This is a genomic window from Ureibacillus sp. FSL E2-3493, assembly GCF_038077515.1.
Classification (GTDB): domain Bacteria; phylum Bacillota; class Bacilli; order Bacillales_A; family Planococcaceae; genus Ureibacillus; species Ureibacillus halotolerans.
Genome location: NZ_JBBOPK010000001.1, coordinates 2,279,812 through 2,305,493 on the forward strand (window position 1 = coordinate 2,279,812; position 25,682 = coordinate 2,305,493).

Here is a 25,682-nt window from a genome sequence, read left to right on the forward strand (position 1 = left end):
TATCCCTCCTTTTACACGTGGTTTTTCGGATCAGCTGCATCTGCAAAGGCGTTCCCAATAATATAAAATGAAATCGTGATAATACTTAAAACAATACTTGGGAATATCAATTGATAACGTAAATCGGGGGACATCATTAATACTCTTCCTTCATTGATTAAATTGCCTAAAGAAGGTTCGCTAATTGGTAATCCTAATCCGATATACGTTAAAAATACTTCTGCCCCAATGGCAAATGGAATAGCTAAACTCATTCGGAGCATAATGACTGAAATTAAATAAGGTAATAGGTTTTTAAGAATAATACGGTAACTCGGTGTTCCTAAACATTTTGATGCTAAATTGTATTCACGATCACGTAAAATTACAATTTGATTTCGAATGAAACGGGCCATTTCTACCCATCCGGTTATACACATGGCAATAATAATTGTTGAAATGCTTGGTCTTAAAATATATGACATTAATATAAGAACGATTGTTGTCGGAATATTTTCGACGATGTTATATGCTTGGGTAATCGGGGCTTCAAGTCTTCGGGAAAAGCCCCAAAGCGCACCAATCGTAATCCCTACAATCACTTCTACTAATGCCACAACGAAACCGATGAAAAGGGATGTTCGTGTTCCTGCCCAAATACGAGACCATAAATCTTGCCCTATCGAATTTGTTCCGAACCAAAATTCACTATTAGGGGCAATATTTCGAGCTTGGGAACTTGTTTGCTCATCAATATAAATTTCCGTTGGTGATTTTTGATAGGGTAAATAAGGTTGAATGATAACAAAGGCAACGATTATACAAACAAGGACTAACAGAAAAACAGCTAATCGATTTTTCAAAAAGGATTTCCACGTCGAACGCCAATATGAATAATTCGAATAACCGGTTTCTTCCGCCTTTTGCTCATCTACGACAGCGAATTCAAATAAGTTTTCATTAGATTTTTGTGATATGTTAGTAATTTCTTCAGAATATAGTCCCATTATCGAACACTCTCCCCTTTTCCTAACTTAATGCGAGGATCTACAAGTGCCATTGCTAAATCACCTAAGAACAATCCGATAATCCCTAAGGACGAGAATATTAATACTAACCCTTGTACTACGGCATTGTCCTGTCGTTGAATCGCATCTACAAGCAACCCACCCATGCCAGGAATAGAGTACAATGACTCGATATAAATGGAGCCTGTGATCGTAAATAAAATCGTAGCTGGTAAATATTGAGCCATTGGAATAAAGGCGTTTCGCATAACATGTTTAAACATTAATGTCCGCTCCTTTACCCCTTTTGCCCGCGCTAGTTTTATATAATCTTTGTTTAATTCATCTACCATATAACGCCTCATCCACATCGCATAAGATGCGGTTGGAGCTAATGCCATTGAAGTTAACGGTAATAGCCAGCTAACTGGATTATATTCATCAAATAACATTGGTAAATTAAATAAATCCGTTACATACATTTGAATGAAAATATAATAGACCGCTGCAGGTACTGCTACGACAAACACAATGTAGCCGGTTCCTAAACGATCAAGCCAACGTCCTTTCATTTGGGCCATTAAAATACCCAGGGGCACTCCAACAAGAAGTGAAAGAGCAACCGCTCCTAATCCAAATAAAATGGAGTACATCATTTTTTCAGCAATAATCGTTTTGACTGGTACATCCGTGCGATATGTAACCGAAGTTCCTAAATCCCCTTGGAGTAAATCTCCATAAAAATGACCTAGTTGAACAATCAATGGATCACGCAGTCCTAAATTCGTTAAATAAACTTCCTGTTGCTCCGGTGTCATTTTATCAGCCGCTGCCCCTAGGTACCCTTCTTCTGGCATTAAGCGTAGCAATGAGAAAACAATCGTAACGATAATAAAAAGGGTTACTACAGACTGTAACAACCGCTTTCCTAAGTACCTCAACATACTCTTACCCCTCCCTGCTATGAACAGAAGAATGAAAGGAAGGAGATGCCAAATTCGGTCCCGGACATCTCCTTAAGTCATCACTCTCCACTAAATTTCTCTTTTTGTTTCTCTACTGTTCTCCAGCTCCCGCTAATGCTTCTGCCCGTTCTTGTTCCCATTTAGCTAAAGCTTCTTTATACTCCTCATTACTCATCGGTTTTTCTAATACTTTCTGACCTTTGAATTTCTCTAATGTTACGCCAAATGGGGAGTATTGGGCTTCAAATGGATTTAATTTGGAAGCAATATAACCAGTCCCCCCAACTGCGTAAGGAATGACAAAGGCTTCTTCGATTAGGAAGGCTTCTGCTTGAGCGAATAGTTCATAACGTTTTGCTAAATCCATTTCAGCCTTTGCTGCATCAACCATATTTTGATATTTTGACTTACCATTTGATTCTGTATAACCTTCAGCCAGTTCTGGTTTATTGTACGTTCCACCTTCTGTAAATGGATCTGTATACGAAGCTGGGTCAGCATAGTCTGGTCCCCAGTTTGCTTCTAATAATGCATATTTACCTGGGCGACGTACTTCTTGTAAAAATCCAGTAGAAGGACCTGCTTCCACAATGATATCGATATAATCAGCGCCTAGTAATGTTTCCAGTTGTTGTTCCACTACTTGCGAACGGTTTGCCCAGTCAGGACTGCCGGAATTATAAGGCATTAACACTTTTACAGGGAACGTTGCTTTTCCTTGTAATTCTGCCATTGCCTTTTCTTTGAACTCTAATGCTAAATCTTTATTGAATGAATCTGTATTAGAAATATTTTTTAATGGTTCTAATTGTGTATAATCGACTCCTTCAACATCGACAAAGTTCTTCGGTGTAATCGTGTTATTCAACATATCTTCAGGGTTGTATGGCTCTGTCGTTAACATTGCTGAAACTCGGTCAAGGGCGTGATATAACGATTTACGGAAATTTTTATTATTCACAGCAACTTTCCAGTTTTCTGGTTCATACTGGGCGTCAAATTGAGGATCAAAGTTCAGTGCATAGAAGTAAGTGTAGAAGTTATTTTGACTTTGACGAACTTGGGACTTTTTCTCTTCATCATTAAACCATTCATCGATAACAGTAGTTGGAATTGCTGCAGAATCAACCTCACCACGTAAGAATAATTCAGGTGCTACCGTTCCAGCTTCTTTGTTATATTTGTAGCGAATGCGATCGATGAACACATTTTCTTTATCCCAGTACGTATCATTTTTTACTAGGACGCGCTCATTTTGAGGTTCAAATTTATCTAAAATATATGCCCCGTTATAAAGGACATTTTCTTTCGTCGTACCGAAACTTTCCCCTTTTTCAGCTAAAAATTCGCCGTTAACAGGGAAGAAACAAACGTAGTTCAACATCGAAAGGAAATAAGGTGTTGGATTTTCAAGTGTATACTCTAAAGTGTACTCATCAATAGCCTTCACACCAACCTGTGAAAAATCCGTAATCTCGCCATTGTAGAAAGCATCTCCATTTTTTACAACAGTGGCAATCCACGCAGTTGACGATTCATTTTTGGCATCAAGGACATAATTTAAGCCGTCCACAAAGTCTTGTGCCACAACATCTGCATACTCTTCCCCTTCATTTGTAACCCATTTAACTCCTTGACGCAGTTTAAATGTCCAAACTGTGTTGTCTTCATTAGAAGACCAGCTTTCCGCTAAACTAGGTTGGACAATACCGTATTGATTGTACTCAATTAGTCCATCAATGATATTTGCAGACATTGCAAATTCATTTGCTTCAGCTGTTTTTAAGTAATTTAACGTTTTAATCTCTCCTGAATAAACGGTACGGTATTCCGATACTTTACCAGAAGATTCGTCCCCTTCTTCGCTACAAGCCGCTAAAAATGTGGCAACGATTGCAGCTAACAATAATAACCAAAACTTTTTCATTTTACCCCTCCCAATTCTTGCTTCTCTTTTTTATAATGAAAACCCGATTCCAGGCTTATCTAACATCGAAATGGATTGCCCATTGAATATTGGACCACCTGCAACAGGATCTTTCACACAAAGAATAGGTCCATCTAAATCGACCATCGTAATATTTTTTTGTGAAGCAGCAAAATGAGCTGCCGCGCTGACACTAATTTTCGTTTCCAACATGCAACCGATCATACATTGAATGCCATTTGCCTCTGCAATGTTGCATATTTTTTGCGCCTGGTATATCCCTCCAGTTTTCATCAATTTAATATTAATAAGGTCAGCCGCACGTTTTTCAATCACCGTAATAGCATCCTTTGGAGAAAAAACACTTTCATCCGCTAAAATATTAGTGATGGTGTTAGCAGTTACATATTGCATTCCTTCTATATCACTGTAATGAACCGGTTGTTCCACTAGTTCAATATTTGCATTTGCATCTTCTAAGGCACGAATAATTCGTACAGCTTCTTTAGGGGTCCAACCTTGATTGGCATCTACTCGTAATGTAATCGTCGGACCTACCGCATCCCGTATGGCTAAGATTCGTGCAATATCACCAGCTGGATCTTTGCCAACTTTAATTTTTAATATTTGAAACCCTCGTTTGATAGCTTCTAAACTATCCTTCACCATTTCTGCTGTCTCATTAACACTAATCGTAATATCTGTTACGAGCTCTTTTCGATAGCCCCCTAATAATTTATAAAGGGGGGCTTGATAACGTTTAGCAAGCAAATCATAAATAGCCATATCGATGGCCGCTTTTGCGCTCGTATTTTTGTATATGCTTTTGTCGAGACGTTCCATAATTTGTGAAATGTCTTCCACATCCATTCCGATAATGGCAGGCTTAATATATTCGTTAATCGCTTCAGTAATGGACGCATTCGTCTCACCGGTAATGACAGCAGTAGGCGCTGCTTCCCCTATTCCTATTTGCCCGTCATCTGTATGAACATAAATCGCAATATTCCGAATATAATAAACGGTTCGAAGAGCCGTTTTAAATGGAGTGATTAGAGGTGCCTCTACTACCCCTATTACTATGTCTTTTATTTTCATTAAATCACCTTTCAACTATTTACCTTTAAAGGATTCATATCCCTTTATTGGGAAATGGAATGGAGAATTGATTACGTTAAAAAATGTAAAATCCGTAACACTTCATAATAATCTTCCGTTACAAATTCCACCGTATTGTGCGGTTTAAAAGTAGCGCCCGGATAAAATGAATTACGATAGGCACGTGTATGATCCCGATATATGATTTCAACGACAAACTTCTCTGGCAACTTTACTTGTAATAACTCTCGATCGGCTTTCATTGCTTCTTCCACAAGTCTTTTTGTTTCAGCAATCGTAACCATTGGACTAACACTGATTGTGGCACTTCCAATTCCTTCTTTTGTTGCAAAGGTCACAATGTTTTCATTCACTGAATGAATTTCCTCTGTTAGGCCAACATCTCCACTAACAAAGGCAACTGGTACACCATGTATAGCAGCAGCATACGTATTAATTAGAAATTCGCTAGCGTACTCACCATTAATTTTTACATCTGCATTTACAACAAGGGTATGGGCTAATGGATTTCGATGACTTCCCCCCTTACTGTGATATCCGATAAATATCGCTCGATCAAAACTTTCATCTAATCCTGTTACCATACACATTGGATCACCAGTCCACCCTCGAATTACTTTACAATTCGCAGGCAAGTTGGAAATATCCAAATTCCGCGCAGAATCATGGGCATCTTTTAACAATATTTCCGTCGCTCCACCCGCAATCGCCCCTTCTACGGCAGCTTCTACTTCCTTTGTCATTTGCTGTAAAAAAGGTTGAATATCTGGTGTATTTAATTCCGTTTCAATCCAAGCTGTCGTTCCAGTAATTCCCTCTATATCTGCACTAATATATACTTTCATCGAAATCGAAACTCCTTTACGAGGTTATTTTCAATTGTTACTTCTACACCACCATATTGGGCTTTCTTTTCTCCCATGCGTCTTGCCCATTGAATGTTTCCGTAGTCATAATGCCACCATTCCCCTAAATAGTTTGCAAATCCAACTGCAGTCATGCAGTTATACAACAACCTTCTATTCTGTAAAGCATATACATTTTCATCTAGATGATCTTCAAAATAACGGGTTACGGATTTTTCACTCAATTCATCAAATGCCGTGCCTAAATCAAGAGGATCCCCCTTTACATTCCCTAAAGTTAAATCTATGGCACCGCCCGTTAAATGGGGAGAAATTCGATCAGGCTCAAAACTTGGATAAGCAACATATTTTAACGTTTCATTTATTATCTCTTTTTCTGAAAATGTCGGGTTATTTCTTTTTATTTCATTTAAAAAAAGATGGAATAAATTTTGCTGTACCTGAAACGGTCGAAAACCATCATATAAAATCAAACTATACTCTTTAGGTAATAGTTGAAGGACATGTTGTAACTTTTCATACACTCCTTCTCGTAAATAAATGGATGCTAAACTACCTGAAATTTGTTGTTCAAAATACATCGGCTTTGTAAAAATCCTTGGATGATCATCTTTGATTTGGACAAGCTGTTCCTTATTGTCCACAATAATCGGGCTCACACTATCTATTAATCTCTTATTTTCAACAATTGGATCAAACATATGATGAATAAAACATCACCTCACACTATGTATAAGTAGCACAGATATTTAAATATTTAGATTATTCAGTATTTAAAAACAAATCTATCATACTTTACATTTTTTTACTAGGTAAAAAATAATATTTTTGCCATTTTAATGGCGCTTTCACTAGGATGTTATATTAAATATTTTCCATAAGAAATGTAGGAAATGTAAGTTTTCTATTAAGGGGCAGAATGAGTATTCTATAATTGCGATAAAAAGAAAAAGTTACTTAAGCAATTTATACTTAAATAACTTTGAATGTTTTTATTTTTCTTCAAATGAATAAGCATGAACGATATGGCCATTTCGTCCTACTGTCGTTTCTGCTTGGGAGAGAGAATTAAGTATTGCTTCCTCTGTTGCCTCTGCAGCTGCTGTAAACAGTAAATTCATTACAGCATGATCCTCACGTAATTGTGTACGAACTTCAACTACGCCATCAGTTGTATGAGGAATGGAATGAGCCGTAGTAAAACCAATCACAATATCTCCACTTCCATGGGAGAAATGGCTCCCCGTTCGTCCTAATCCTATACCACATCGTTTAATAATTCTTGTCAGTTGCCTGCTACTTAAAGGAGCATTTGTTGCAAGGACGATTATAATCGATCCATCTGTCGGTGAAATCGTAGAAGAATACTGGGTACTAGATTTTATGTATCGTTCTTTTAAAAATTCCGAACTGCTTCCAAAATTGCTTAATACGATACATCCTACCGTATAAGAACAGTTCATTCCTTCAACATGGACGAGGCGGGAAGAAGAGCCAATCCCTCCTTTATAACCGAAACAAACCATTCCTTTCCCTGCTCCAACAGCTCCTTCTTCAGCAACTTTAGTTGATGCGTTCAGAATCGCTTCCATCGCATGATCTGGTGTGACAGGAAAGGAGCGAATGGAGTTCAAATAACTGTCGTTACACTCTCCGACAACAACATTAACCGTACCGGTCGTAACACCAATTTCACGATTAGATTCTAACATATATTCAAGTGTACCTTGTGTAACGGCAGGAACAGCGAACGTATTCGTTAACATAATTGGAGATTCAATGACCCCTAGTTCGTTAACTTGAACAAGACCTGTCGTTTTGCCAAATCCGTTTAGGACGTAACTTGCTGCAGTTACCTTTTGCTGAAACAAATTATTTCCATGGGGTAAAATTGCTGTTACTCCAGTACATGCATATCCCCCCTCCTGATTTAATGGATAATCTAATGTCACATGGCCAACTTTGACACCGACCACATCGGTAATACAATTTTTCTTACCTACAGGTAACTTGCCAATTTTAATTCCTAGTTCCCTTACTTTTTTGCCCATTTTGCCACTCCTTTTTGCTTACACATTTATGTATTATGGAAGATACCATTTCGGAATGGTATTTTTGAAATTGTCATGGTCCTCTAACACTTCCAATGAATGTTTTAATAGTATATCGAAGGTTTCTGGTACGCTTTTTAATCCCCATACAAGTGAAGAAACGATATGCATTGCACTATATAAAGCGTATAACTTCCAAAAATAAGAAGAATCCATTGTCTGACCAGCAAGATAGCCAGCAATGACTCCCCTAGTAAATTCAACACTAACTTGTTTTGAGAAAAAACCTAACTTTTGTAAATCATGAATCGGATCTCCCCAATCCATCCTTTCAAAGTCAATAATGCCAGCAAAGGTCTTATCCTTTATTAATAAATTTGAAGGATGAAAATCATCGTGTTGAAATGTATTCGGTCGACCAATCATCAAATCTTCATTTTCTTTTATATAAGACTCTAGTAATTGTTTTATATTTTCATCAATATTAATATTTTTCAATTCAAGTAAATAATAATCGCTTTTTTTCTTTTTTACTATGTCCCAAGAAGGATAATGGGATGGGGCTACTAATTGATGTAATTTTCCTAGTTCATTCCCTGCCATATATCCGGCATCATATTGTTCAGTAGTAGTTAATTCTTTCAATGCTTCTTCTGCATCTTTCCCAGGTAAGAATGAGACGATCATATAACATTTATTTAGATCTTCAAGATGATTAAATTCGATTGTTTTTGGGACACATTCGGAAATGCTAGATAGTTGATGGATCGTGTCAAATTCTATTTTTCTTTTTACTTGTTGGTCCATGGGAAAAATTCTTAAAAGAAACCGCTGATCAATGACAAATTTTTGGTCGTTTGAAAATCCTTTTGTTAAAGGTAGAATGCTATCGGCATTTTTTAAATAGTCGATTCTCTTTATTAAATTGGATTCCAACTGATTACCTCCAACTATGTATTTATTTCCATGTAATATTCGATATTGCATTATAAAAACCTCTTTCTTACCACCTTCTCATTAGGATAATTGAATTTTCTCATGAAAAGAATATCCTCGTGGATTTTAAGAAATAATAGGAAAGGTGTCATCACCAACTAACTTCGATGGAGGGACTTTTATGAACAATATTCGTGAAGGATTAATCCCAACAGTGCTAGGTTCAGCAGTAACAGCTGCAGGTTATGCCATGAAACAAAAAAGTTCTAACAAAATGTTAGCAAACACGATTTTCGGTTTCGGTTTAGCCCATATTGTATTAGGTGCAATTGACCTAGTTGAACATCGTCGTTAGTTAAAAAGGAAGTGTCTAAGGCACTTCCTTTTTTTATTGAATATTTAGATTTCACTCAAATGGATTTTCCGTGTAAATATAGAAGCTCCGGAAAAATACATTTTGGTTTTTTCTACATCATACTTTTTGGTGATTAGCAATCATTACAGAGAAAACAAAACATTTAAGAGGTTTTATAATACATTTTTCTTATTTCCTACTGTCATTACTCGATTAAAGCCTATTTCACAATTCTAGTAAAACATAATTTATTATGACTAGAAAAAATAGAAAAGAGGTACAAAACATGCGTCGTCCTAGAATAGGATTGTGTTATCCCGGTTATCGTTACTGCGGACCCGGCTGTTCAGGGCCCGGTGCACCAACAAACCCAGTTGATGCTTGCTGTAAATTTCATGATGAATGCTATTTACAAAATAGCAATAAAAGATATTGTGATCGGTTATTTCAACAATGTTTATCTTCCTACACCCATTCCAATAGTAAGATGGGAAGAGATGCAAGATTTTTTTCTAGAGCTATCAACTTAAAAAATTTTTTCTTTTAAAGATAGAAGGAAAATCCTCTCCGCTAGATTTTCCTTTTTCTTTTGTAATAAGACATTATGAGGAAGTTGGCACTTTATTAATCGTCAATAATTGCCCCTCTTGTACGAATAATTGCCTCGATTCCGTTATTTCGTGTAATAATATGTTGGATTTCTTTTGTACTTTCAATTCAACACGATTGGAATTTAAAAGATTTGCCACTTGAACTGTACACGTTTTATAAGGTGCCATATGATTTTGGATATATTGTAAAAGTTCTCTTAACTCCCACGCTTTTTCTACTCCATTAACAATCTCCACTTGAACAGGGAAATCAAATCCAGGTATTGTTTCAACCTCAGCCTCCGTCATATCAAGGGAACCATTCCCTAAACCCATTTTTTGATCGGATGCTAAATAATAATAATTCGTCATAAACCGCTTCTCCCATTCTTCAGTTCTTTTATATAAATTCATTATTTTTAAATTATCATAAAAAGAAAGATTATTTCAAAAAATAGATTTGGTGGTATACTATGGAATAAAAATAAAAGATAAAGAAGGTTTCCATATGAAATATAGTTTTCGAAATGATTATAGTGAACTATGTCATCCAGCTATTTTAGAAGCATTAAACAAAGCAAGAAACGAGCAAAATGTTGGATATGGACTAGATCGGCATTCAGAAAATGCGAAACGATTAATTAAAGAGAAGTTGGAAAGCAATGATTGTGACATTCATTTTGTAACCGGCGGAACACAAGCAAATGCTTCTGTCATTTCCCACATACTTCGCCCATACGAAGCGGTACTAGCTTGTCATTCCGGTCATATTAACGTTCACGAAACGGGAGCGATTGAAGCAACCGGCCATAAAGTTTATACCGTTCCTGGACAAGACGGAAAACTTTCCCCAAAAGATATTGAAGCTGCATTAACTTACCATCAAGACGAACATATGGTGAAAATCGGATTAGTTTACATTTCCCAATCAACGGAAATTGGGACAGTTTACACACTAGATGAACTTTCAACATTATATGAATACTGTAAGCAACACAACCTCTATTTGTATATTGATGGAGCACGACTTTCAAGTGGACTGGCAGCTAGCGATGTGAAGTTTAATATGTTAAAGGATCTTTGTGACGTTTTTTACATAGGTGGAACAAAAATAGGTATGTTAAGTGGAGAAGGAATCGTCATCTTTCATGATAAATTAAAACCATATTTCCGTTATCATATTAAAAATAAAGGTGCTATGCTTGCGAAAGGATTTGTTGTCGGAATTCAATTCGAGGCTGCTTTTAAAGATGATTTATATTTTAAAATGGGGCAACATGAAAATGAACTTGCAAGTTTTCTAAGTCATGAGTTAAAACGATTAGGTGTTCCCCTTTTAAGTGAATCTCCTACAAATCAAATCTTCCCCATTTTCCATAAAGAAGTAGTTGATGCATTAAGGGAAATGTATGAATTTGAAATTTGGGAACCTGTAGAAGATAAAATCGCTATTCGGTTCGTTACATCTTGGTTTACTACGAAAGAAGTTTGCCAGGAGTTAATGGAGGATATTAAAACACTGATCCAAAAATAATGAAAATTTATCGAAGAAAATCAACCTCCTGCCCCACTAGCAGGAGGTTATCATTCCTTAAAGTTTTCTTAATAAACTTTTCCTTGCCTCATGTTCAATTTTACGGTCACAATCTTCGCAAGAAAATCTTCCATTCATATTTCGTTTGTATAAATTATATTTCCGAGTTCCTTCGATCACATGAAATGGTTGCTTACAAAAAATACATTGTAGTTCGTAGCTTATCAAGCTAACCCCTCCTTAAATTGTGATGAAGCTTTTTTAGAATACAAGATAATATACAATAATAATGCAAATAGAACTCCTAATATTCCAAAGGAAACCGTCGTAAATTGCAACGTAAACCATTCTGCAAATAGACCAATAAACAATGTAAACAGTATTTGAATTGTACTTTGAAAAATATTCGCAATACTGCCGAAACGTCCCATGATTTCAGCTGGGACACTTACTTGATAAAACGTATTGTACCCTGCATTACTAAATGCCATAAAAAACCCTAATGTCACAAAGCTTATTAACGCCAAATACATTGTTGACGAACAATAAAATAACGCATAAAAGAACATCGTTAAAAATAAACCATTTGCGATATATTGCCGACTTGTAAACTTATTGGCGTATTTTGCAGCAACCATACCACCGACAATAGCACCAACACCCGCCACACTGACCATCATTCCATATAAACTATCTGATAACGCCAATTGCTGCTTGATAAAAGTAGCTTCTTGGGAATCAAGGGCATGGGCAATCATTAGTGTTAACTGGAAAAATAAAAATATCTTTATGAATAAGCTATCTTTTTTGACAAAATCCATGACCGTCACATAATCTTCCTTTAGCATTTTCCAAGTCATCGTTTCCCTGACCGCTTCTGGTTCTTCTACATTGGGCAATAAATAAATGGCCCATGCACAAGTAAAGAACGTTAAGCTATTTACCCACATGGCGACAGATGTATCAAACAATAAAATAAGTCCCCCTGCAAGTGCTGGTCCGATTAAAAAGGAGCCTGAATTGAACATGCCTAATAAAGCATTAAATTGTTGTTTTTCTTCATTTGGTACTGATTTTGTAATATAGTACGTACTGCTCGGCGCAAAAAAGCTACTCGCAATATTGGCCATAAAAAGAAGAAGATAGATGAACCAGATGGAATCCATAAATGGCATCAACAAGACAATGGCCCCCCGACTCACATCACTTACTATCATTAGTTTTCGCTTATTCGTCCGATCAATGATAGAACCTGCAATAAAACTCGTTAATATTCGAGCAATTGGTCCAACAATATAAACTCCTGCCATTGCAGCTGGTGATTCGGTTAAATGCCAAACGAATAAATTTAATGCCACAAGGTAAATCCAATTTCCTAAATAGGAAAATCCAAACCCAAAAAAGATTAAATAATATTTCCGAATCATTTTCATTTTATCGCCCCCAATGGAACTAGCTCATAATCTTTCGTTTCTTCAATTCAAGATAACAATGAATAGCGAAGAAACGAAATGAAATTCCGAACATTTTTTCCAACGTTAAAGGGTACGAAAGGAATTGTAAATCGTTGGTCCGCTTCTTCAAATTTAAAATTCGGATTGGTATATCTATATGGATAATATTAACACCTACCAACCATTCTGTATATTGTCAAAATTCTGAACATTAAAACACAAAAAAAGTAAAGAAAAACATACCGTTTTCCTCTACCTGCTTATTATAAATAATATTCATTTTGTGATACTTGTTCTTACATTATTGCGAAGTGGCCATCTCAAATATTTCATTCGTAAAAGCCTCTTCTACATTAGCAGGTTTTTCGATTACCCCAAATTGGTGGGCGATGTCTGCTGTTTGTTGGAACATTTCCGCATCGGTTTGTCCAATCTTTTCCGGATCAAACCCTTCTGGAACGACAAGTTTTGCCACTTCTTTCATCATCGTCAATTGGTGTTCCCTTGTACTACTTCCTTCTTCAGATTCAGCCATTATAATATCTACTGCACCTTCTGGATCCTTTATCGCTTCTTGCCATCCTTTAATGGAAGCCCGAAGGAATTTTGCTGCCGTCTCTTTATTTTCTTCTAACCATTCTTTATTGGCAAATAGATTATCCTCGAGCATCGCAACACCTTCATCATTCATATCAATCACATTTAAGTCACTTTCTGAAACTCCCGATTCAAGAACAACATGATATTCATTATAGGTCATAGCAGATGCTGCATCTAGTTCTCCCGATAAAAACTGATCCATCGTAAAAGCTTGTTTTACAAAAGAAAGATCGCTATTTGGATCAAATCCATATTTATCAAATAAAGCTAATAGTTCAAATTCATTTCCACCCATCCAATTACCAACATTTTTGTCTTCTAAATCTTCCGGCGACTCAATTCCGGCATCCTTTTTCGAAATAAGTAACAATCCACTTTCTTGATAAATTTGTGCAATTTGCACTAAAGGCAACCCTTGTTCAATATGGGGTAATAAACTTGCTACCCAGTCAACCCCGATATGTGCCGCTCCATTAGCAACCTGTTGTTCCGGCACAATGTCAGGGCCACCTGGAGCAATTGTTACATCAAGCCCTTCTTCCTCATAATATCCTTTTTCAAGCGCTACATAATAACCGGCAAATTGGGCTTGGGAAACCACTTCAATTGCAATGTAACAGGCGTTAAACCATTACTTGATGATTCAGAATTAGTCCCACTTTCCGTTTCAGATCCACACGCAGTCAATATCATAACTATGACAAGTACAAATAGTGCAAATAAACGATAAACACTATAAAATTTTCGTTTCATTCCCATTCCCCCTCTAATTCATTGTCATTTTATCTAAATTAAATGAATCCATTACGTTCTCTCAGAAGTATGCCAACTTAAGAAAACTTTCTCTAAACCTTCCATTATTAAATAAAAGAGGACCCCTCCAATCGAAGCAATGACAATACAACACCATCCAAGGGGCATTTGAGCAATTTTAATTGAGTTGGAAAGTAAATAACCTAATCCTTTTGAAGAGTAGAAAAACTCACCAACAAGGGCACCAATCATGCTTGCCGTCGTATTAATTTTTAAAGCAGTAAATATATATGGTAGGCTATTGGTGATTCTTAAATATCGAAATACTTTAGTTTTTTTAGCTGCGTAGGAATACATTAAATCTAATGCAAGTGGATTTACATTCATTAACCCTTTATACGTATTTATTGCCATAGCGGCCATTGTCGTTATTGTAACAATTGCTATTCTTGAGCCAATTCCATTGCCAAACCAGAGATTCATAATCGGTGCTAAAGCAACAATTGGAACCGCATTGAAAGCGACGATTAACATTAATGCACTTTTCCCCCATTTTGGAAAAGCTGCCGCAAGTATTGCCCAAAGAAACCCGAGTGCTGATCCAATAACCATTCCGAAGAAGGCTTCCGTTAATGTATAGCCTGTGAAGGAAATAAGGGTACTAAAATTTTCAACGAAGGCTTCTCCAATACTTGTGGGAATCGGTAATTGATAAGTTTCTAACTGGAAAATACGGTGAAAAACTTGATATTGCCATAATAATAAAAACAAAATACCCGCTATAAGAGGTAAGAGAACTTTACGTACATTCTTCTTTCTACTTGTTCTTTTTTGAGAGATTGAAAATGTAAAAGGAAGAGAGGACGTTTCTTGTTCAACAGATGATTCGACCCACGTCTTATGATCAGCAATTTTTTCTCCCATCTATTTATCTCCTCCTGACTTTCGAAATTCCGGTTGCCATGGGGTGACTATTCGCTCTATAACAGTAACAATGAAATAACTTACTATTCCTAAGAAAGCAGCAAAAAGAACGGTTAGCCAAAACATATAATTATGGGAAGGGCCATAGTAAAGATTACGAAGCATAAGCACCCCTAATCCTTTTGTTGCACCCATTAACTCTACTAAAATCGCACCTGTAACAGCTAAAGGTGCTGCAATTTTTAACCCCGTAAAAAGACTTGGCAATGCCTGTGGAAAGCGAAGCCGGGTATAAATGGTCCACTTTTTTGCTGCATAGGAGTACATTAGTTCAAGGGAGGAAGGTTCAGCACTGCGCAAACCTCGTAACATATTTAGAGTAACAGGGAAAAAGGTTGTATAAGCTGCAATCAAAATTCTGGCTAATTGTTCATCTCGAAAAATACCATACACAATCGGTGCTAAACCTAGAATAGGAATCATTTGGGAAGCTACAGCATAAGGAAAGGCGAGTTGTTCTAACCATTTTGTCAGACTCATCAAAATAGCTAATACAATTCCTCCAACAGCCCCTAAAAGAAATCCTAGGGAAGCATTGGCCAAGGTAACCGAACCTTCCGAAAAAAGGGTTCCGGAATATTGGGTAAAGGTGATAACTAATTCATGAATATAAGGAACTTTCGATTGGGCTAATGGAACATCTAACGTTAATAAAAGCCAAGAAAGAAACTCCCAAAGAATCAATAAACCGATAACTAACATGATCGTAGGAACCCATCGACTTCGATACACTTGCCACTTCATCGGCTACACTCCTTCAAAACTTTGACGAATGTCAGATATTAGTTGATAAAATTCGGGACTGTTTCTCATTTCCTCTCTTCTTGGACGAGGTAGGGGTATATTTACTACTTTCGATAATCTTCCTGGATGTGGGGATAGAACAAAAACACGGTCTGATAAAAATACCGCTTCGGGGATACTATGGGTAACGAAAACAACGGTACTACCTACCTTAGACCAGATGGAAAGCAGTTCTTCATTTAATCGCTCCCGGGAAAATTCATCTAATGCAGAAAAAGGCTCGTCCATTAGTAGAATCTCCGGCTCAATGGCTAATGCCCTTGCAATGGCTACACGCTGCTGCATTCCACCACTTAATTGCCAAGGGTATTGATCTTTAAATTTTGAGAGTCCTATTAATTCTAGTAATCGTTCAGCCCTCTCTTCCCGTTCTTCTTTTTGTAGCCCTATCATTTCCAATGGCAATGTAATATTCTTTTTAACTTTTCGCCAATCATACAAAACAGGACTTTGAAAAACGATACCATATTTCCGTGCCAATCGAGCCTCTTTTGCTGTTCCGCCTGAGATAGTAATTTCACCACTTGTAGGTTGCAATAAATCTGCCATTATACGAAGCAATGTCGTTTTCCCACAACCGGACGGTCCGAGTAAAGATACAAACTCTCCCTTTTGAATATTTACTGTCACTTCTTTTAACGCCAGCACTTCAGTTGAATTCGTTTTGTAACACATACTTACTTGACTCATCATAATTTCCGGACTGTCTATTTTCGTTATTGTCATGAACATCTCTCCTCTCCATTCCATTGTCGGAATAACTAATTATTCCATGGCAGATTTTATTACTCAATATGTGAAGATTATTTACATAATTATATAGCGAGGAAATTGTCATATACATTAGACAAAGTGTAAAAAGATTACGTAAAAAATTTACTATTTTGAACTTCCAATAGTTTTCATGCATATTCGGTAGCTAAAAATTAGAAAATTCTTTTTCGAGCGATACTATATTAAATAAATCTTATAAACTCGGAAAACAAAAAAAGTTCAACCAGAATATCGGTTGAACTTCTTTAGGCATTCACTTTAAAATCCGAAGGTTAATTCCCCGGAATTGTATAAACCAGTTACTGCACCTATTACAAGCGCAATAAGAATAACTAGCGCTGGATGCCATTTCAATTTTTCAAGTAATACATAACTTCCTACTAATAAAATGATTGTATAAATGACTCCTAGACTTACAACACTATCTTTTGCAAAATCGAACGTCATTACACCTAGTAGAACAGCTATGACCGGCCGTACTACAACGCTAATATTTTTAACTTGAGGCTTATCTTTATGTTTCAGTAAGACCGCCATTAACAGCAACATTAAAATAATGGATGGGGCTACTGTAGCAAACAAACCTATAAAACTACCAAGGAAACCACCTTCTGTATAGCCAATGTAGGCAGCAAGTTTCGTAGCAATCGGTCCAGGTAATGAGTTACCAACCGCTAACACTTCACTAAATTCCTGGTTTGTCAGCCAGCCGTAATGGTCTACAACTTCCTTTTCTACTAACGGAATGGAAGCCGGTCCACCACCATAACCTAAAATACTCGATATAAAGAAGGCCCAGAAAATTTCCCAATATATCATTTCTTTAACCCCCTTCGGCTAAAGGGAAGAAACACATACATAATTAAAGCTAAAATCACGATTGCTGGATGAATTTGAAGTAATTCCGTTAAAAGTAAAGCACAAAATATAAAAATTGATCCTTTTAACCAGCCAAGGGTTTCCCCTGATTTTTTTATAAAATCCCACGTCATCGTCGCAAGCATTACAGCGACAACAGGTACAACTGACATGGACATATGTTGTACCCATGGTATATCTTTAAATTTTTGTAAAACTTGCAGTAAAAAAATCATGATGATGGCAGTTGGAGCAACCGTTGCAAGCAAGGCACCGATACAACCAACGACACCGGCAACACGATAGCCAATATAACCGCCCATTTTCGTAGCAATTGGTCCTGGAAGCGTGTTAGCAATAGCTAATGTATCCGAAAATTCCTCATCTGTCATCCATTTATATTTTTTTACGGCTTCTTGATGCACAAGGGGAATAGCAGATGGCCCCCCTCCAAAGCCTAACATTCCTACTCGAAAGAAGGCGACAATAATATCCCAATTTCTTTTCCAATAAGGGCGTGGTGGTTCAGGAGTTAGGGACACAGGTGCCTGTTCTTTCTCTACAGTTTTTACCAAGCCGCTATTGCTCCATCTGTACGGGATTCTGTTCCACCTTGCAATACTCCAGTTTCTGGATTTCGCCAAATAATTTGACCACGCCCAAAACTACCACCATCCGAAGTTACATGCACATCATGACCTTTACGTGCAAGCGCCTGAACTAAGTAGTTCGGGAACTCCGGCTCCACGTGTACCGTTTTACCCTTCATCCATTGCCATCTTGGCATATCTAAAGCTGCTTGAGGATTTAATAAATAATCAATCGTGTTCGTTACAACTTGGAAATGGCCTTGAGGCTGCATATAACCACCCATTACACCAAATGGTCCGACTGCTTGCCCGTCCTTCGTTAAAAATCCTGGAATAATCGTATGATATGTTCTCTTACCAGGCTTTAACACGTTCGGATGGGATTCATCTAAACTAAAGTCTGCTCCACGATTTTGCATCGCTATGCCCGTTCCCGGGATAACGATTCCCGAACCAAAGCCCATATAATTACTTTGAATATAGGAAATCATATTTCCTTCTTCATCTGCAGCAGCTAAATAGACAGTACCACCCTTTACTAATTCAACAGGTTGCGGATCAAGGGCCTCATCACCAATCATTTGGCTGCGTCTTTCTGCATAACGATCAGACAATAATTCTTCAACAGAAATCGGCATTTCCTCCGGTTCTGTTATATATGCTTGACCATCTGTAAAGGCCAGTTTCATCGACTCAATTTGATGATGGATCGTTTCCGCGCTTTGCCATTGGGGCGTTGGTAATTTTTCGAATATATTTAATGCCATAAGAGCTACCATTCCTTGCCCATTAGGTGGAATTTCCCAAACATCATAGCCTCTATAATTGGTGGAAATCGGCGTTACCCATTGGGGTTCAAATTGGCTTAAATCACTTTTCGTTAAAAATCCATTATGCTGTTTCATAAATGAATCAATTTTATCAGCAAGTTCTCCTTCATAGAAGGAGCGGCCTTCCGTTTCCCCAATTGACTTCAGTGTTGCAGCATGACCCGGTGATTTCCAAACTTCCCCTATTTCAGGGGCTCTTCCATTTGGAGCAAAAGTTTCAAACCATGCATCAAATTCTTCTGTTGCAAAAGTCGTTTTAAATTTGTTATAGGCGATACGCCAATATTTCCCTAAAATCGGCGTTAACGGATATCCTTCTTCCGCATAGCGGATTGCTGGTTTTAATGATTCTAATAATGGTAGACGCCCAAAACGTTTTGCCAATGCCGCCCATGCAGCTGGGACACCCGGAACGGTAACCGGAATAACACCATGTACTGGCATTTTGTCAAACCCTAACTCCTTAACTGCATGAGCTGATATAGATTGTGGAGAAGGACCCGAAGCATTCAATCCATGCAATTGATCTTTGATCCATACTAACGCAAAAGCATCACCACCGATTCCGTTTGAAGTCGGTTCAACAACAGTTAAAGCAGCCGCTGTCGCAATGGCTGCATCAATCGCATTCCCACCCTTTTGTAAAATTTCTAATCCTGCTTGTGCTGCTAATGGCTGTGAAGTAGCCACCATCCCCTTTTTAGCAAAAACGGTATGTCGTTTTGATGCAAATGGGTGAAATAAATAATCCATGAACATTCCTCCTATAAACAACATTCAACTACATAGTACCAAGTTTCATTTGTTTAAATATAGTTTACTACGAAACTAATATTCCCCCTACTATTTTCGTAGGAGGAGTTTTCTTTACAATATAGACTGACCTGCAAAATGACAGGCAGCAAAATGATTTGGTCCGTATTCTTTCCACTCCGGTTTTTCAGCTGAACATTTTTCCGTTGCAATTGGACATCTCGTATGAAACGGACAACCACTTGGCGGATTTGCCGGATTTGGTAAATCCCCTTGAAGACGAATTCTCGAACGATTCCGATTAACGGTAGGTCTTGGAATCGCCGATAATAATGCTTGCGTGTATGGATGAAGAGGCTTATCAAACAAGTCTTTTACTGTACCAAGTTCCACCGTATTACCTAAATACATAACAAGCACCCGATCACAGAAATAACGTACGACACCTAAGTCATGGGAAATGAACAAATAAGAAAGCTGATATTTCTCCTGTAATGTCTTTAACAACTTTAATACTTGAGCTTGAACGGACACATCAAGGGCCGAAACCGCTTCGTCACAAATGACAAAGGAAGGATTTAAGGCAATGGCACGGGCAATACCTATCCGTTGACGTTGCCCCCCACTAAATTCATGGGGATATTTATAAAAATGATCCTCTTTTAATCCAACTTCTTCTAATAAACTAATGACCGCTTCCCTTTTTTCCTTTGCCGACATGTCTGTATGCATCGTGAACACTTCCTCCAACGCATGACCAATTCGTTGACGGGGGTTCAATGAGGCAAAGGGATCTTGGAAAATCATTTGCATTTGTTTTACAAACCGAAGCTTTTCTTTTCTCTTTAAATCTTGAATTTCAGTACCTTGAAAAAAGATTTTACCATCGGTTAACTCTTCTAATCCTAAAATAGCTCTACCTAATGTTGATTTTCCGCACCCCGATTCACCTACTACTCCTAAACTCTCCCCTTCAAAAAGCTTAAGGGAAACATTCTCCACCGCTTTGACATCGCCTTGTTTCCGTTGCAGAACGCCACCTTTAATAGGAAAATATTTTTTAATGCCTTGGAGTTCTAGGAGCACCTTTGAATCAATCTTTTCTTTTGGCGATGTTTTTTCTAAAGCGACTTTCATTTGTTCACCCCCTCTTCCGTTAACCAACAGCTCACTTTATGACTTGCTGATACTTCATATACTGTCGGCTCTTTTGTCCGGCAAATATCCGTTGCAAATTGACATCTCGTATGGAATCGACATCCAGTGATTTGTTCATTTAGACTAGGTAGAGATCCAGGAATCGATTCCAATTCAAAATCTGGATCGTCTACATTAGGTACAGAATTTAAAAGACCTATTGTATAAGGGTGCTTTGGGTTATTAAAGATTTCTTCAACCGTTCCTTCTTCAACCTTTTTCCCTGCATACATCACCATAACCCGATCAGCAACTTCGGCTACAACACCCATATCATGGGTAATCATCATGACACCCATGTTGTACTTTTCTTTTAAAGCTTTAATGAGATCAAGAATTTGAGCTTGGATCGTAACATCTAATGCGGTCGTCGGTTCATCCGCAATTAACAATCCTGGATTACAAGATAAAGCAATAGCAATCATAACCCGTTGACGCATTCCTCCACTCAGTTCGTGGGGGTATTGATTCATCCGTTTTTCCGGGTAAGGAATCCCTACTTGTTTTAGCAATTCAATCCCTTGTTTTGTTGCTTCTGATTTCGATAACCCATGATGAATCATTAACGGTTCCCGAATTTGATAACCAATTGTAAGTACCGGATTTAAAGCAGTCATCGGTTCTTGAAATATCATTGAAATTTTATTACCGCGTATTTTACGCATTTTTTCTTGTGGTAAATTGTGAATTGGGTTGCCTTCATAAAGAATTTCTCCACTCGTAATCTTTCCATTGCTAGGTAATAGTCCAATTACCGAGAGAGAAGTAATACTTTTACCGCAACCTGATTCACCGACAATGCACAGTGTTTCTCCTTTTTGTAATGAAAAGGAGACATCTCGCACAGCGGGAAGTTGTCCGTCTGCTGTGCGAAATTCCGTCACAATGTTTTTGACTTCCAGTAATGTCTCTCCCATAATGTAACCCTACTTTCTGCATTACTTGTAAAGGTGTGTGAACAATCTGTAAGTGGTGTATCCAACCCATTGTTCATTAACCGACCGGACAAGTTAAGTTTGTTCCCTTTTTGTCCCGTTAACTTTTCAACTATTTTGCTGTTACAGCAGAAATATCCCATTTCCCAGTCGGATCAAGAATTAGCCCTTGTAAATCATTGCTTAATGCTGCTGTTACAACGTCGTGATACATTACGACTACCGCATCATCTTGAAGCATTAATCGATTTGCTTGATCTAAAATCGTTAAGCGTTCTTCTTGATTTGTCGTCGTTCTTGACGCTTCTACCAGTTTATCGAATTCTGGATTACTATATTGGGCACGGTTTGATGAACCAACATTATCGCTATGGAAGTTAGGGTAAAGTAATTCAGAACCATCTGCAGTTACGTTTGACCAACTTAAGAATGTAAGGTCATAATTTCCCGCTCTTGCAGTATCTAAAAATGCTGCCCATTCCATCGTTTCAATTTGAACATCGAATCCTGCCTCCGCTAATTGAGCTTGAACAACTTCAGCCATTAATACGAAGTTTCCACGGTTAGCAGTAAGTAACGTAATCGGACGTTTATCATAACCATTTTTCTTTACTAATTCTTTTGCTGTTTCTAAGTCATATGGTGTTCCAGCATTATCAGCAGTATCTTGATAACCAAACACTTGAGGTCCGATGACACTGTCGCTTCTTACACCTAAATCATTTAATTTTGAAATAAATGCATCGCGATCGATAGCACTTGCTACCGCTTTTCTAAACTCTGGATCTTGATTTTCAGGACGGGAGAAATTGAATGTTAAATAGTATTCTCCTGTACCATTTACTTTTTCGACATTAACATTTTTCATCCCCTCAATCCGGCTTAACTGTTCAGTTGGAAGCTTGTCAATAAATTGTACTTCCCCTGCCTGTAACATAGAAATTGCTGTGGATACTTCTGGAACAACTTTTAAAATGAACTTTTTCACTGCCGGTGGGCCATCACGATATTCAGGATTAGCTTCTAATACAACTTGGTCACCTGGTGTCCAACTAACAAACTTAAATGGACCTGTCCCAACTGGTTCCTTCATTAAATCTTGCTTTTGGTCAGCTGTTGGACTAACAATCGCTGCATTCGAGTGGGATAAAGCTGCTAAAAATGGTCCGTATGGATATTTCGTTTTAATTTCAACTGTGTAATCGTCAATAACTGTAATTGTATCTACCGGTTCTAGTAAACTTGCACGAGGTGCTGCTGTTGCTGGATCTCGTAGTTTATCAAACGTATATTTCACTGCTTCTGCATTGAAGTCTGTTCCATCATGGAATTTAATTCCTTGTTTTAATTTGATTACCCAAGTAAGTTCATCTGGGTTTTCATAGGATTCAGCTAATAATGGTTTAATTTCCATCGTCTCAGCATCTCTTTCAAAAAGAGTTTCATAAACATGTTCAATAACGTTAGAAGATGCTGAGTCATTTGTCATAATCGGGCTTAAACCAACTGCATCTGTTAAAGAAGCATACGTTAAACTTTCAACTTCCTTCGAACCTCCACTAGATTCATTGCTTGATTGAGATGATGAATCATCGCTCGAACAGGCTGCTAATAATAGAGCCGTAATGAGGGTAAACATTAAGAACCAATTTTTCTTCATTTTCATTCCTCCGTTTGTTTTATTGAATATCCATATTTGGATCAATGGCATCGCGTAATCCATCACCCACTACATTAAAGGCAAACACGGTTAACATAATGGCAATACCTGGTATTATCGTTAAGTGGGGGGAAGTCCACATAAATGCTTGTCCTTGGGAAATCATCGCCCCCCATTCAGGCGTTGGCGGCTGAGCCCCTAATCCTAAATAACTTAGTGAAGCCGTAGAAAGAATGGCTGTTGCCATCCGCATTGTGGCAAATACAATAATTGGAGCAAAGGCGTTTGGCAATATATGTTTGAACATAATGCGTAAGTCCGAAGCTCCTAACGATTTCATCGCCATGATATATTCCTTTTCTTTAATGGAAAGAACGGAACCTCTAACAATTCTTGCACAAGTAGGGATTGACCAAATACTTATAGCAATGGCCACATTGATTAAACTTGTTCCTAAAATGGCAATAATCAGCATGGCAAGTAAAATACCTGGGAATGAGAACAACAAATCTACTATTCTCATAATCAAGCCATCTAGTTTTTTATAATAACCACCGAGCATCCCGAGGATAACGCCACCGATAAGTCCTAAAGTTACGGCAACAATCCCAACGATTAAACTAATACGTGCTCCATATACAATTCGGCTCCATACATCACGGCCGTAATTGTCTGTTCCTAACCAATGATTTTCACTAAACATCGGAAGCTCACTTAAATTTAAGTTTTGCTTTACCGGATCATGAAAAGTAATAAACGGGGCAAATATTGCCATGGCGATTTGGAGCGCGATAATAATTAAACCAGCAACTGCCAGTTTATTTTTTAACAATCGTTTCGTAATGACGATAAAGGTTTTTTCTTTCTTCTTTTCTTTTTTAATACTTGTTAAAGCTACCGTTTCAGCCATTGTCATCCCCCTTTCTTACTGATATTTAATTCTTGGATCAATATACGTATAAACAATATCGACGATCAGATTTACTAGAACAAATAAAGTTGCGACTAGTAATACAGATCCTTGTACCATCGGGAAGTCGCGGGCTGCAATCGCATCAATCATTAAACGCCCAACCCCATTAATAGCGAACACTTTCTCAGTAATAATCGTGCCACCTAACAATGCACCGAAATTCAAACCAATTACTGTAATGACAGGAATCATCGCATTTTTTAAAGTATGAATCCAAATAACACTGCGCTCTTTCACGCCTTTCGCTCTTGCCGTTCGCACATAATCAGCACGAACAACCTCAAGCATCGAAGACCTGACCATTCGGGCAATCATCGCTGCCGAACCGGTTCCGAGCGTTATGGCTGGTAAGATGAGCTGTTTGATTCCTTCTGCTGTCCACCACGGATCTGACAATCCCGCTACCGGGAGCCATTGAAGATTAACGGAAAAGATTAAAATAAGAATGGAACCTAACCAAAAGTTGGGAATGGAAATTCCTCCGAGGGCAAAGGTAGTCGAAGTGACATCCAACCAGCTATTGTGCTTCAATGCTGAAATTAAACCAGCGAAGATTCCAATTATAATCGCAATAATCATACTGGCGACGGCAAGCTTTAATGTGTTTGGAAATCGAATAGCAATAGCCTCAGCAACTGGCTGGCGGGTTTGATAGGAGAATCCTAAATCTCCTTGAGCTAAGTTGGCTATGTAGCGACCGTATTGAGTGAGGAAAGGATCATTCAATCCTAAATCATCTCGAATGGCTTCTAGATCGCTTTCTGTTGCAGTTGGCCCTCCAATCATAGAAGCTGGGTCTCCAGGTGCAAGATACATAGAAGAAAAAACTAAGAAGGTAATTCCAAATAATAAGAAAATCAATTGAAAAAACCTACGGACAATCATTGCAATCATTTAACAGCCTCCTTTTCGAACATTTGTAAACCAAATTTTCAATTTCACTTACTTAATGTTCTGAATAATTTAAAAACGATTATACGCCATAGAAATTTAAAAATCTACAAAAAATATAGATTTTTTTAAAAATTCTATCTAATCATTCTACTTTTTGATAGTTTTAGCAGCAAAATACTTCCGAAAAGTTACTATTTTTCCCCATAACATTAATTTTTGTTCGGAAACTGAAAAGGTTTACATTGCGATAGAAATAGGCTTTTCATAATTCTCCATACCTTTCGACTTACGAAA

Annotated in this window: 25 protein-coding genes; 3 read left to right on the top strand and 22 right to left on the bottom strand. The window is 37.6% G+C overall.

The genetic code is table 11. The features are described 5' to 3' along the window. Positions 1-11: 11 nt before the first annotated feature. The 8 genes from MHH69_RS11770 to MHH69_RS11805 form a co-directional block, all read right to left on the bottom strand. The gene (locus tag MHH69_RS11770; RefSeq protein WP_122971579.1) at positions 12-986 is read right to left on the bottom strand and encodes an ABC transporter permease; all 975 of its coding nucleotides are present in this window, start codon (positions 984-986) and stop codon (positions 12-14) included. Beyond that, positions 986-1,930, bottom strand: coding sequence for an ABC transporter permease (locus MHH69_RS11775; RefSeq protein ID WP_341362393.1), 945 nt, complete (start codon positions 1,928-1,930; stop codon positions 986-988). Before MHH69_RS11775 ends, MHH69_RS11770 begins: the two co-directional genes overlap by 1 nt. Positions 1,931-2,042: 112 nt before the next feature. Continuing rightward, entirely contained in the window at positions 2,043-3,878 is a 1,836-nt protein-coding gene (locus MHH69_RS11780; RefSeq protein WP_341362394.1) for a peptide ABC transporter substrate-binding protein, read from the bottom strand. Positions 3,879-3,908: 30 nt separating this feature from the next. Further along, complete coding sequence (locus MHH69_RS11785; protein ID WP_341362395.1) at positions 3,909-4,976, bottom strand: mandelate racemase/muconate lactonizing enzyme family protein; 1,068 nt, start codon at positions 4,974-4,976, stop codon at positions 3,909-3,911. Positions 4,977-5,047: 71 nt separating this feature from the next. Further along, complete coding sequence (locus tag MHH69_RS11790) at positions 5,048-5,842, bottom strand: M55 family metallopeptidase (RefSeq protein ID WP_122971576.1); 795 nt, start codon at positions 5,840-5,842, stop codon at positions 5,048-5,050. Continuing rightward, the gene (locus MHH69_RS11795) at positions 5,839-6,564 is read right to left on the bottom strand and encodes a M15 family metallopeptidase (RefSeq protein ID WP_341362396.1); all 726 of its coding nucleotides are present in this window, start codon (positions 6,562-6,564) and stop codon (positions 5,839-5,841) included. The genes MHH69_RS11790 and MHH69_RS11795 overlap by 4 nt, the downstream gene beginning before the upstream one ends. A 291-nt stretch (positions 6,565-6,855) precedes the next feature. Continuing rightward, positions 6,856-7,914 (bottom strand): P1 family peptidase, encoded by a 1,059-nt coding sequence (locus MHH69_RS11800; RefSeq protein ID WP_341362397.1) that lies wholly within the window; start codon positions 7,912-7,914, stop codon positions 6,856-6,858. 33 nt (positions 7,915-7,947) lie between these two features. Next, positions 7,948-8,901, bottom strand: a complete 954-nt coding sequence (locus MHH69_RS11805; protein ID WP_122971574.1) for an aminoglycoside phosphotransferase family protein — start codon at positions 8,899-8,901, stop codon at positions 7,948-7,950. A 130-nt stretch (positions 8,902-9,031) separates the two neighbouring features. On the opposite strand from MHH69_RS11805, the gene MHH69_RS11810 reads away from it, so the two are divergent. Together MHH69_RS11810 and MHH69_RS11815 are read left to right on the top strand one after the other, a co-directional pair. Continuing rightward, entirely contained in the window at positions 9,032-9,205 is a 174-nt protein-coding gene (locus tag MHH69_RS11810) for an asparagine synthase (RefSeq protein WP_122971573.1), read from the top strand. A 286-nt stretch (positions 9,206-9,491) separates the two neighbouring features. Beyond that, a complete protein-coding gene (locus tag MHH69_RS11815) occupies positions 9,492-9,752 on the top strand; it encodes a Parvovirus coat protein VP1-like protein (protein WP_122971572.1) in 261 nt (86 codons plus the stop codon). A 55-nt stretch (positions 9,753-9,807) separates the two neighbouring features. Here MHH69_RS11815 and MHH69_RS11820 read toward each other — a convergent pair whose 3' ends face one another. Next, complete coding sequence (locus tag MHH69_RS11820; protein ID WP_122971571.1) at positions 9,808-10,167, bottom strand: hypothetical protein; 360 nt, start codon at positions 10,165-10,167, stop codon at positions 9,808-9,810. Positions 10,168-10,303: 136 nt separating this feature from the next. Here MHH69_RS11820 and MHH69_RS11825 point away from each other — a divergent pair, with 136 nt between their 5' ends. Further along, on the top strand, positions 10,304-11,329 hold the full coding sequence (locus tag MHH69_RS11825; RefSeq protein WP_122971570.1) for a threonine aldolase family protein: 1,026 nt from the start codon (positions 10,304-10,306) through the stop codon (positions 11,327-11,329). A 224-nt stretch (positions 11,330-11,553) separates the two neighbouring features. On the opposite strand, the gene MHH69_RS11830 is transcribed toward MHH69_RS11825, so the two are convergent. The 13 genes from MHH69_RS11830 to nikB form a co-directional block, all read right to left on the bottom strand. Beyond that, on the bottom strand, positions 11,554-12,762 hold the full coding sequence (locus tag MHH69_RS11830; protein ID WP_122971569.1) for an MFS transporter: 1,209 nt from the start codon (positions 12,760-12,762) through the stop codon (positions 11,554-11,556). Between the two features lie 322 nt (positions 12,763-13,084). Continuing rightward, positions 13,085-13,984, bottom strand: coding sequence for an ABC transporter substrate-binding protein (locus tag MHH69_RS11835; RefSeq protein WP_341362398.1), 900 nt, complete (start codon positions 13,982-13,984; stop codon positions 13,085-13,087). Between the two features lie 203 nt (positions 13,985-14,187). Then, on the bottom strand, positions 14,188-15,060 hold the full coding sequence (locus MHH69_RS11840; protein ID WP_122971567.1) for an ABC transporter permease: 873 nt from the start codon (positions 15,058-15,060) through the stop codon (positions 14,188-14,190). Further along, positions 15,061-15,864, bottom strand: coding sequence for an ABC transporter permease (locus MHH69_RS11845; RefSeq protein WP_341362399.1), 804 nt, complete (start codon positions 15,862-15,864; stop codon positions 15,061-15,063). A 3-nt stretch (positions 15,865-15,867) separates the two neighbouring features. Beyond that, entirely contained in the window at positions 15,868-16,656 is a 789-nt protein-coding gene (locus MHH69_RS11850) for an ABC transporter ATP-binding protein (protein ID WP_406927403.1), read from the bottom strand. Positions 16,657-16,956: 300 nt separating this feature from the next. Then, entirely contained in the window at positions 16,957-17,517 is a 561-nt protein-coding gene (locus MHH69_RS11855) for a chromate transporter (RefSeq protein WP_341362400.1), read from the bottom strand. After that, positions 17,514-18,098 carry a chromate transporter gene (locus tag MHH69_RS11860; RefSeq protein WP_341362975.1) on the bottom strand — a complete coding sequence of 195 codons (585 nt, stop codon included), beginning with the start codon at positions 18,096-18,098 and terminating at the stop codon, positions 17,514-17,516. The genes MHH69_RS11855 and MHH69_RS11860 overlap by 4 nt, the downstream gene beginning before the upstream one ends. Before the next feature lie 26 nt (positions 18,099-18,124). Then, positions 18,125-19,729: a gamma-glutamyltransferase family protein gene (locus tag MHH69_RS11865; RefSeq protein ID WP_122971562.1), complete on the bottom strand. Its 1,605-nt coding sequence runs from the start codon at positions 19,727-19,729 to the stop codon at positions 18,125-18,127. A gap of 114 nt (positions 19,730-19,843) precedes the next feature. Next, positions 19,844-20,866 (bottom strand): ABC transporter ATP-binding protein, encoded by a 1,023-nt coding sequence (locus MHH69_RS11870; RefSeq protein ID WP_341362401.1) that lies wholly within the window; start codon positions 20,864-20,866, stop codon positions 19,844-19,846. Continuing rightward, positions 20,863-21,843, bottom strand: coding sequence for an ABC transporter ATP-binding protein (locus MHH69_RS11875; RefSeq protein ID WP_122971560.1), 981 nt, complete (start codon positions 21,841-21,843; stop codon positions 20,863-20,865). Before MHH69_RS11875 ends, MHH69_RS11870 begins: the two co-directional genes overlap by 4 nt. A 130-nt stretch (positions 21,844-21,973) precedes the next feature. Next, positions 21,974-23,521 (bottom strand): glutathione ABC transporter substrate-binding protein, encoded by a 1,548-nt coding sequence (locus MHH69_RS11880; RefSeq protein WP_341362402.1) that lies wholly within the window; start codon positions 23,519-23,521, stop codon positions 21,974-21,976. A 19-nt stretch (positions 23,522-23,540) separates the two neighbouring features. Continuing rightward, positions 23,541-24,437 (bottom strand): ABC transporter permease, encoded by an 897-nt coding sequence (locus MHH69_RS11885; protein WP_122971559.1) that lies wholly within the window; start codon positions 24,435-24,437, stop codon positions 23,541-23,543. Positions 24,438-24,446: 9 nt separating this feature from the next. Further along, positions 24,447-25,388, bottom strand: coding sequence for a nickel ABC transporter permease (gene nikB, locus MHH69_RS11890; protein ID WP_341362403.1), 942 nt, complete (start codon positions 25,386-25,388; stop codon positions 24,447-24,449). Between the last annotated feature and the right edge of the window lie 294 nt (positions 25,389-25,682).

Bases quoted from the DNA above. Each gene is read 5' to 3' on its own strand.
- MHH69_RS11780 (WP_341362394.1), bottom strand. From the start codon at position 3,878: ATGAAAAAGTTTTGGTTATTATTGTTAGCTGCAATCGTTGCCACATTT.
- MHH69_RS11775 (WP_341362393.1), bottom strand. From the start codon at position 1,930: ATGTTGAGGTACTTAGGAAAGCGGTTGTTACAGTCTGTAGTAACCCTT.
- MHH69_RS11810 (WP_122971573.1), top strand. From the start codon at position 9,032: ATGAACAATATTCGTGAAGGATTAATCCCAACAGTGCTAGGTTCAGCA.
- MHH69_RS11875 (WP_122971560.1), bottom strand. From the start codon at position 21,843: ATGGGAGAGACATTACTGGAAGTCAAAAACATTGTGACGGAATTTCGC.
- MHH69_RS11815 (WP_122971572.1), top strand. From the start codon at position 9,492: ATGCGTCGTCCTAGAATAGGATTGTGTTATCCCGGTTATCGTTACTGC.
- MHH69_RS11855 (WP_341362400.1), bottom strand. From the start codon at position 17,517: ATGATATATTGGGAAATTTTCTGGGCCTTCTTTATATCGAGTATTTTA.
- MHH69_RS11850 (WP_406927403.1), bottom strand. From the start codon at position 16,656: ATGTTCATGACAATAACGAAAATAGACAGTCCGGAAATTATGATGAGT.
- MHH69_RS11880 (WP_341362402.1), bottom strand. From the start codon at position 23,521: ATGAAGAAAAATTGGTTCTTAATGTTTACCCTCATTACGGCTCTATTA.
- MHH69_RS11770 (WP_122971579.1), bottom strand. From the start codon at position 986: ATGGGACTATATTCTGAAGAAATTACTAACATATCACAAAAATCTAAT.
- MHH69_RS11870 (WP_341362401.1), bottom strand. From the start codon at position 20,866: ATGAAAGTCGCTTTAGAAAAAACATCGCCAAAAGAAAAGATTGATTCA.
- MHH69_RS11825 (WP_122971570.1), top strand. From the start codon at position 10,304: ATGAAATATAGTTTTCGAAATGATTATAGTGAACTATGTCATCCAGCT.
- MHH69_RS11785 (WP_341362395.1), bottom strand. From the start codon at position 4,976: ATGAAAATAAAAGACATAGTAATAGGGGTAGTAGAGGCACCTCTAATC.
- MHH69_RS11830 (WP_122971569.1), bottom strand. From the start codon at position 12,762: ATGAAAATGATTCGGAAATATTATTTAATCTTTTTTGGGTTTGGATTT.
- MHH69_RS11840 (WP_122971567.1), bottom strand. From the start codon at position 15,060: ATGGGAGAAAAAATTGCTGATCATAAGACGTGGGTCGAATCATCTGTT.
- MHH69_RS11790 (WP_122971576.1), bottom strand. From the start codon at position 5,842: ATGAAAGTATATATTAGTGCAGATATAGAGGGAATTACTGGAACGACA.
- MHH69_RS11795 (WP_341362396.1), bottom strand. From the start codon at position 6,564: ATGTTTGATCCAATTGTTGAAAATAAGAGATTAATAGATAGTGTGAGC.
- MHH69_RS11805 (WP_122971574.1), bottom strand. From the start codon at position 8,901: ATGCAATATCGAATATTACATGGAAATAAATACATAGTTGGAGGTAAT.
- MHH69_RS11820 (WP_122971571.1), bottom strand. From the start codon at position 10,167: ATGACGAATTATTATTATTTAGCATCCGATCAAAAAATGGGTTTAGGG.
- MHH69_RS11865 (WP_122971562.1), bottom strand. From the start codon at position 19,729: ATGGATTATTTATTTCACCCATTTGCATCAAAACGACATACCGTTTTT.
- nikB (WP_341362403.1), bottom strand. From the start codon at position 25,388: ATGATTGCAATGATTGTCCGTAGGTTTTTTCAATTGATTTTCTTATTA.
- MHH69_RS11885 (WP_122971559.1), bottom strand. From the start codon at position 24,437: ATGACAATGGCTGAAACGGTAGCTTTAACAAGTATTAAAAAAGAAAAG.
- MHH69_RS11800 (WP_341362397.1), bottom strand. From the start codon at position 7,914: ATGGGCAAAAAAGTAAGGGAACTAGGAATTAAAATTGGCAAGTTACCT.
- MHH69_RS11845 (WP_341362399.1), bottom strand. From the start codon at position 15,864: ATGAAGTGGCAAGTGTATCGAAGTCGATGGGTTCCTACGATCATGTTA.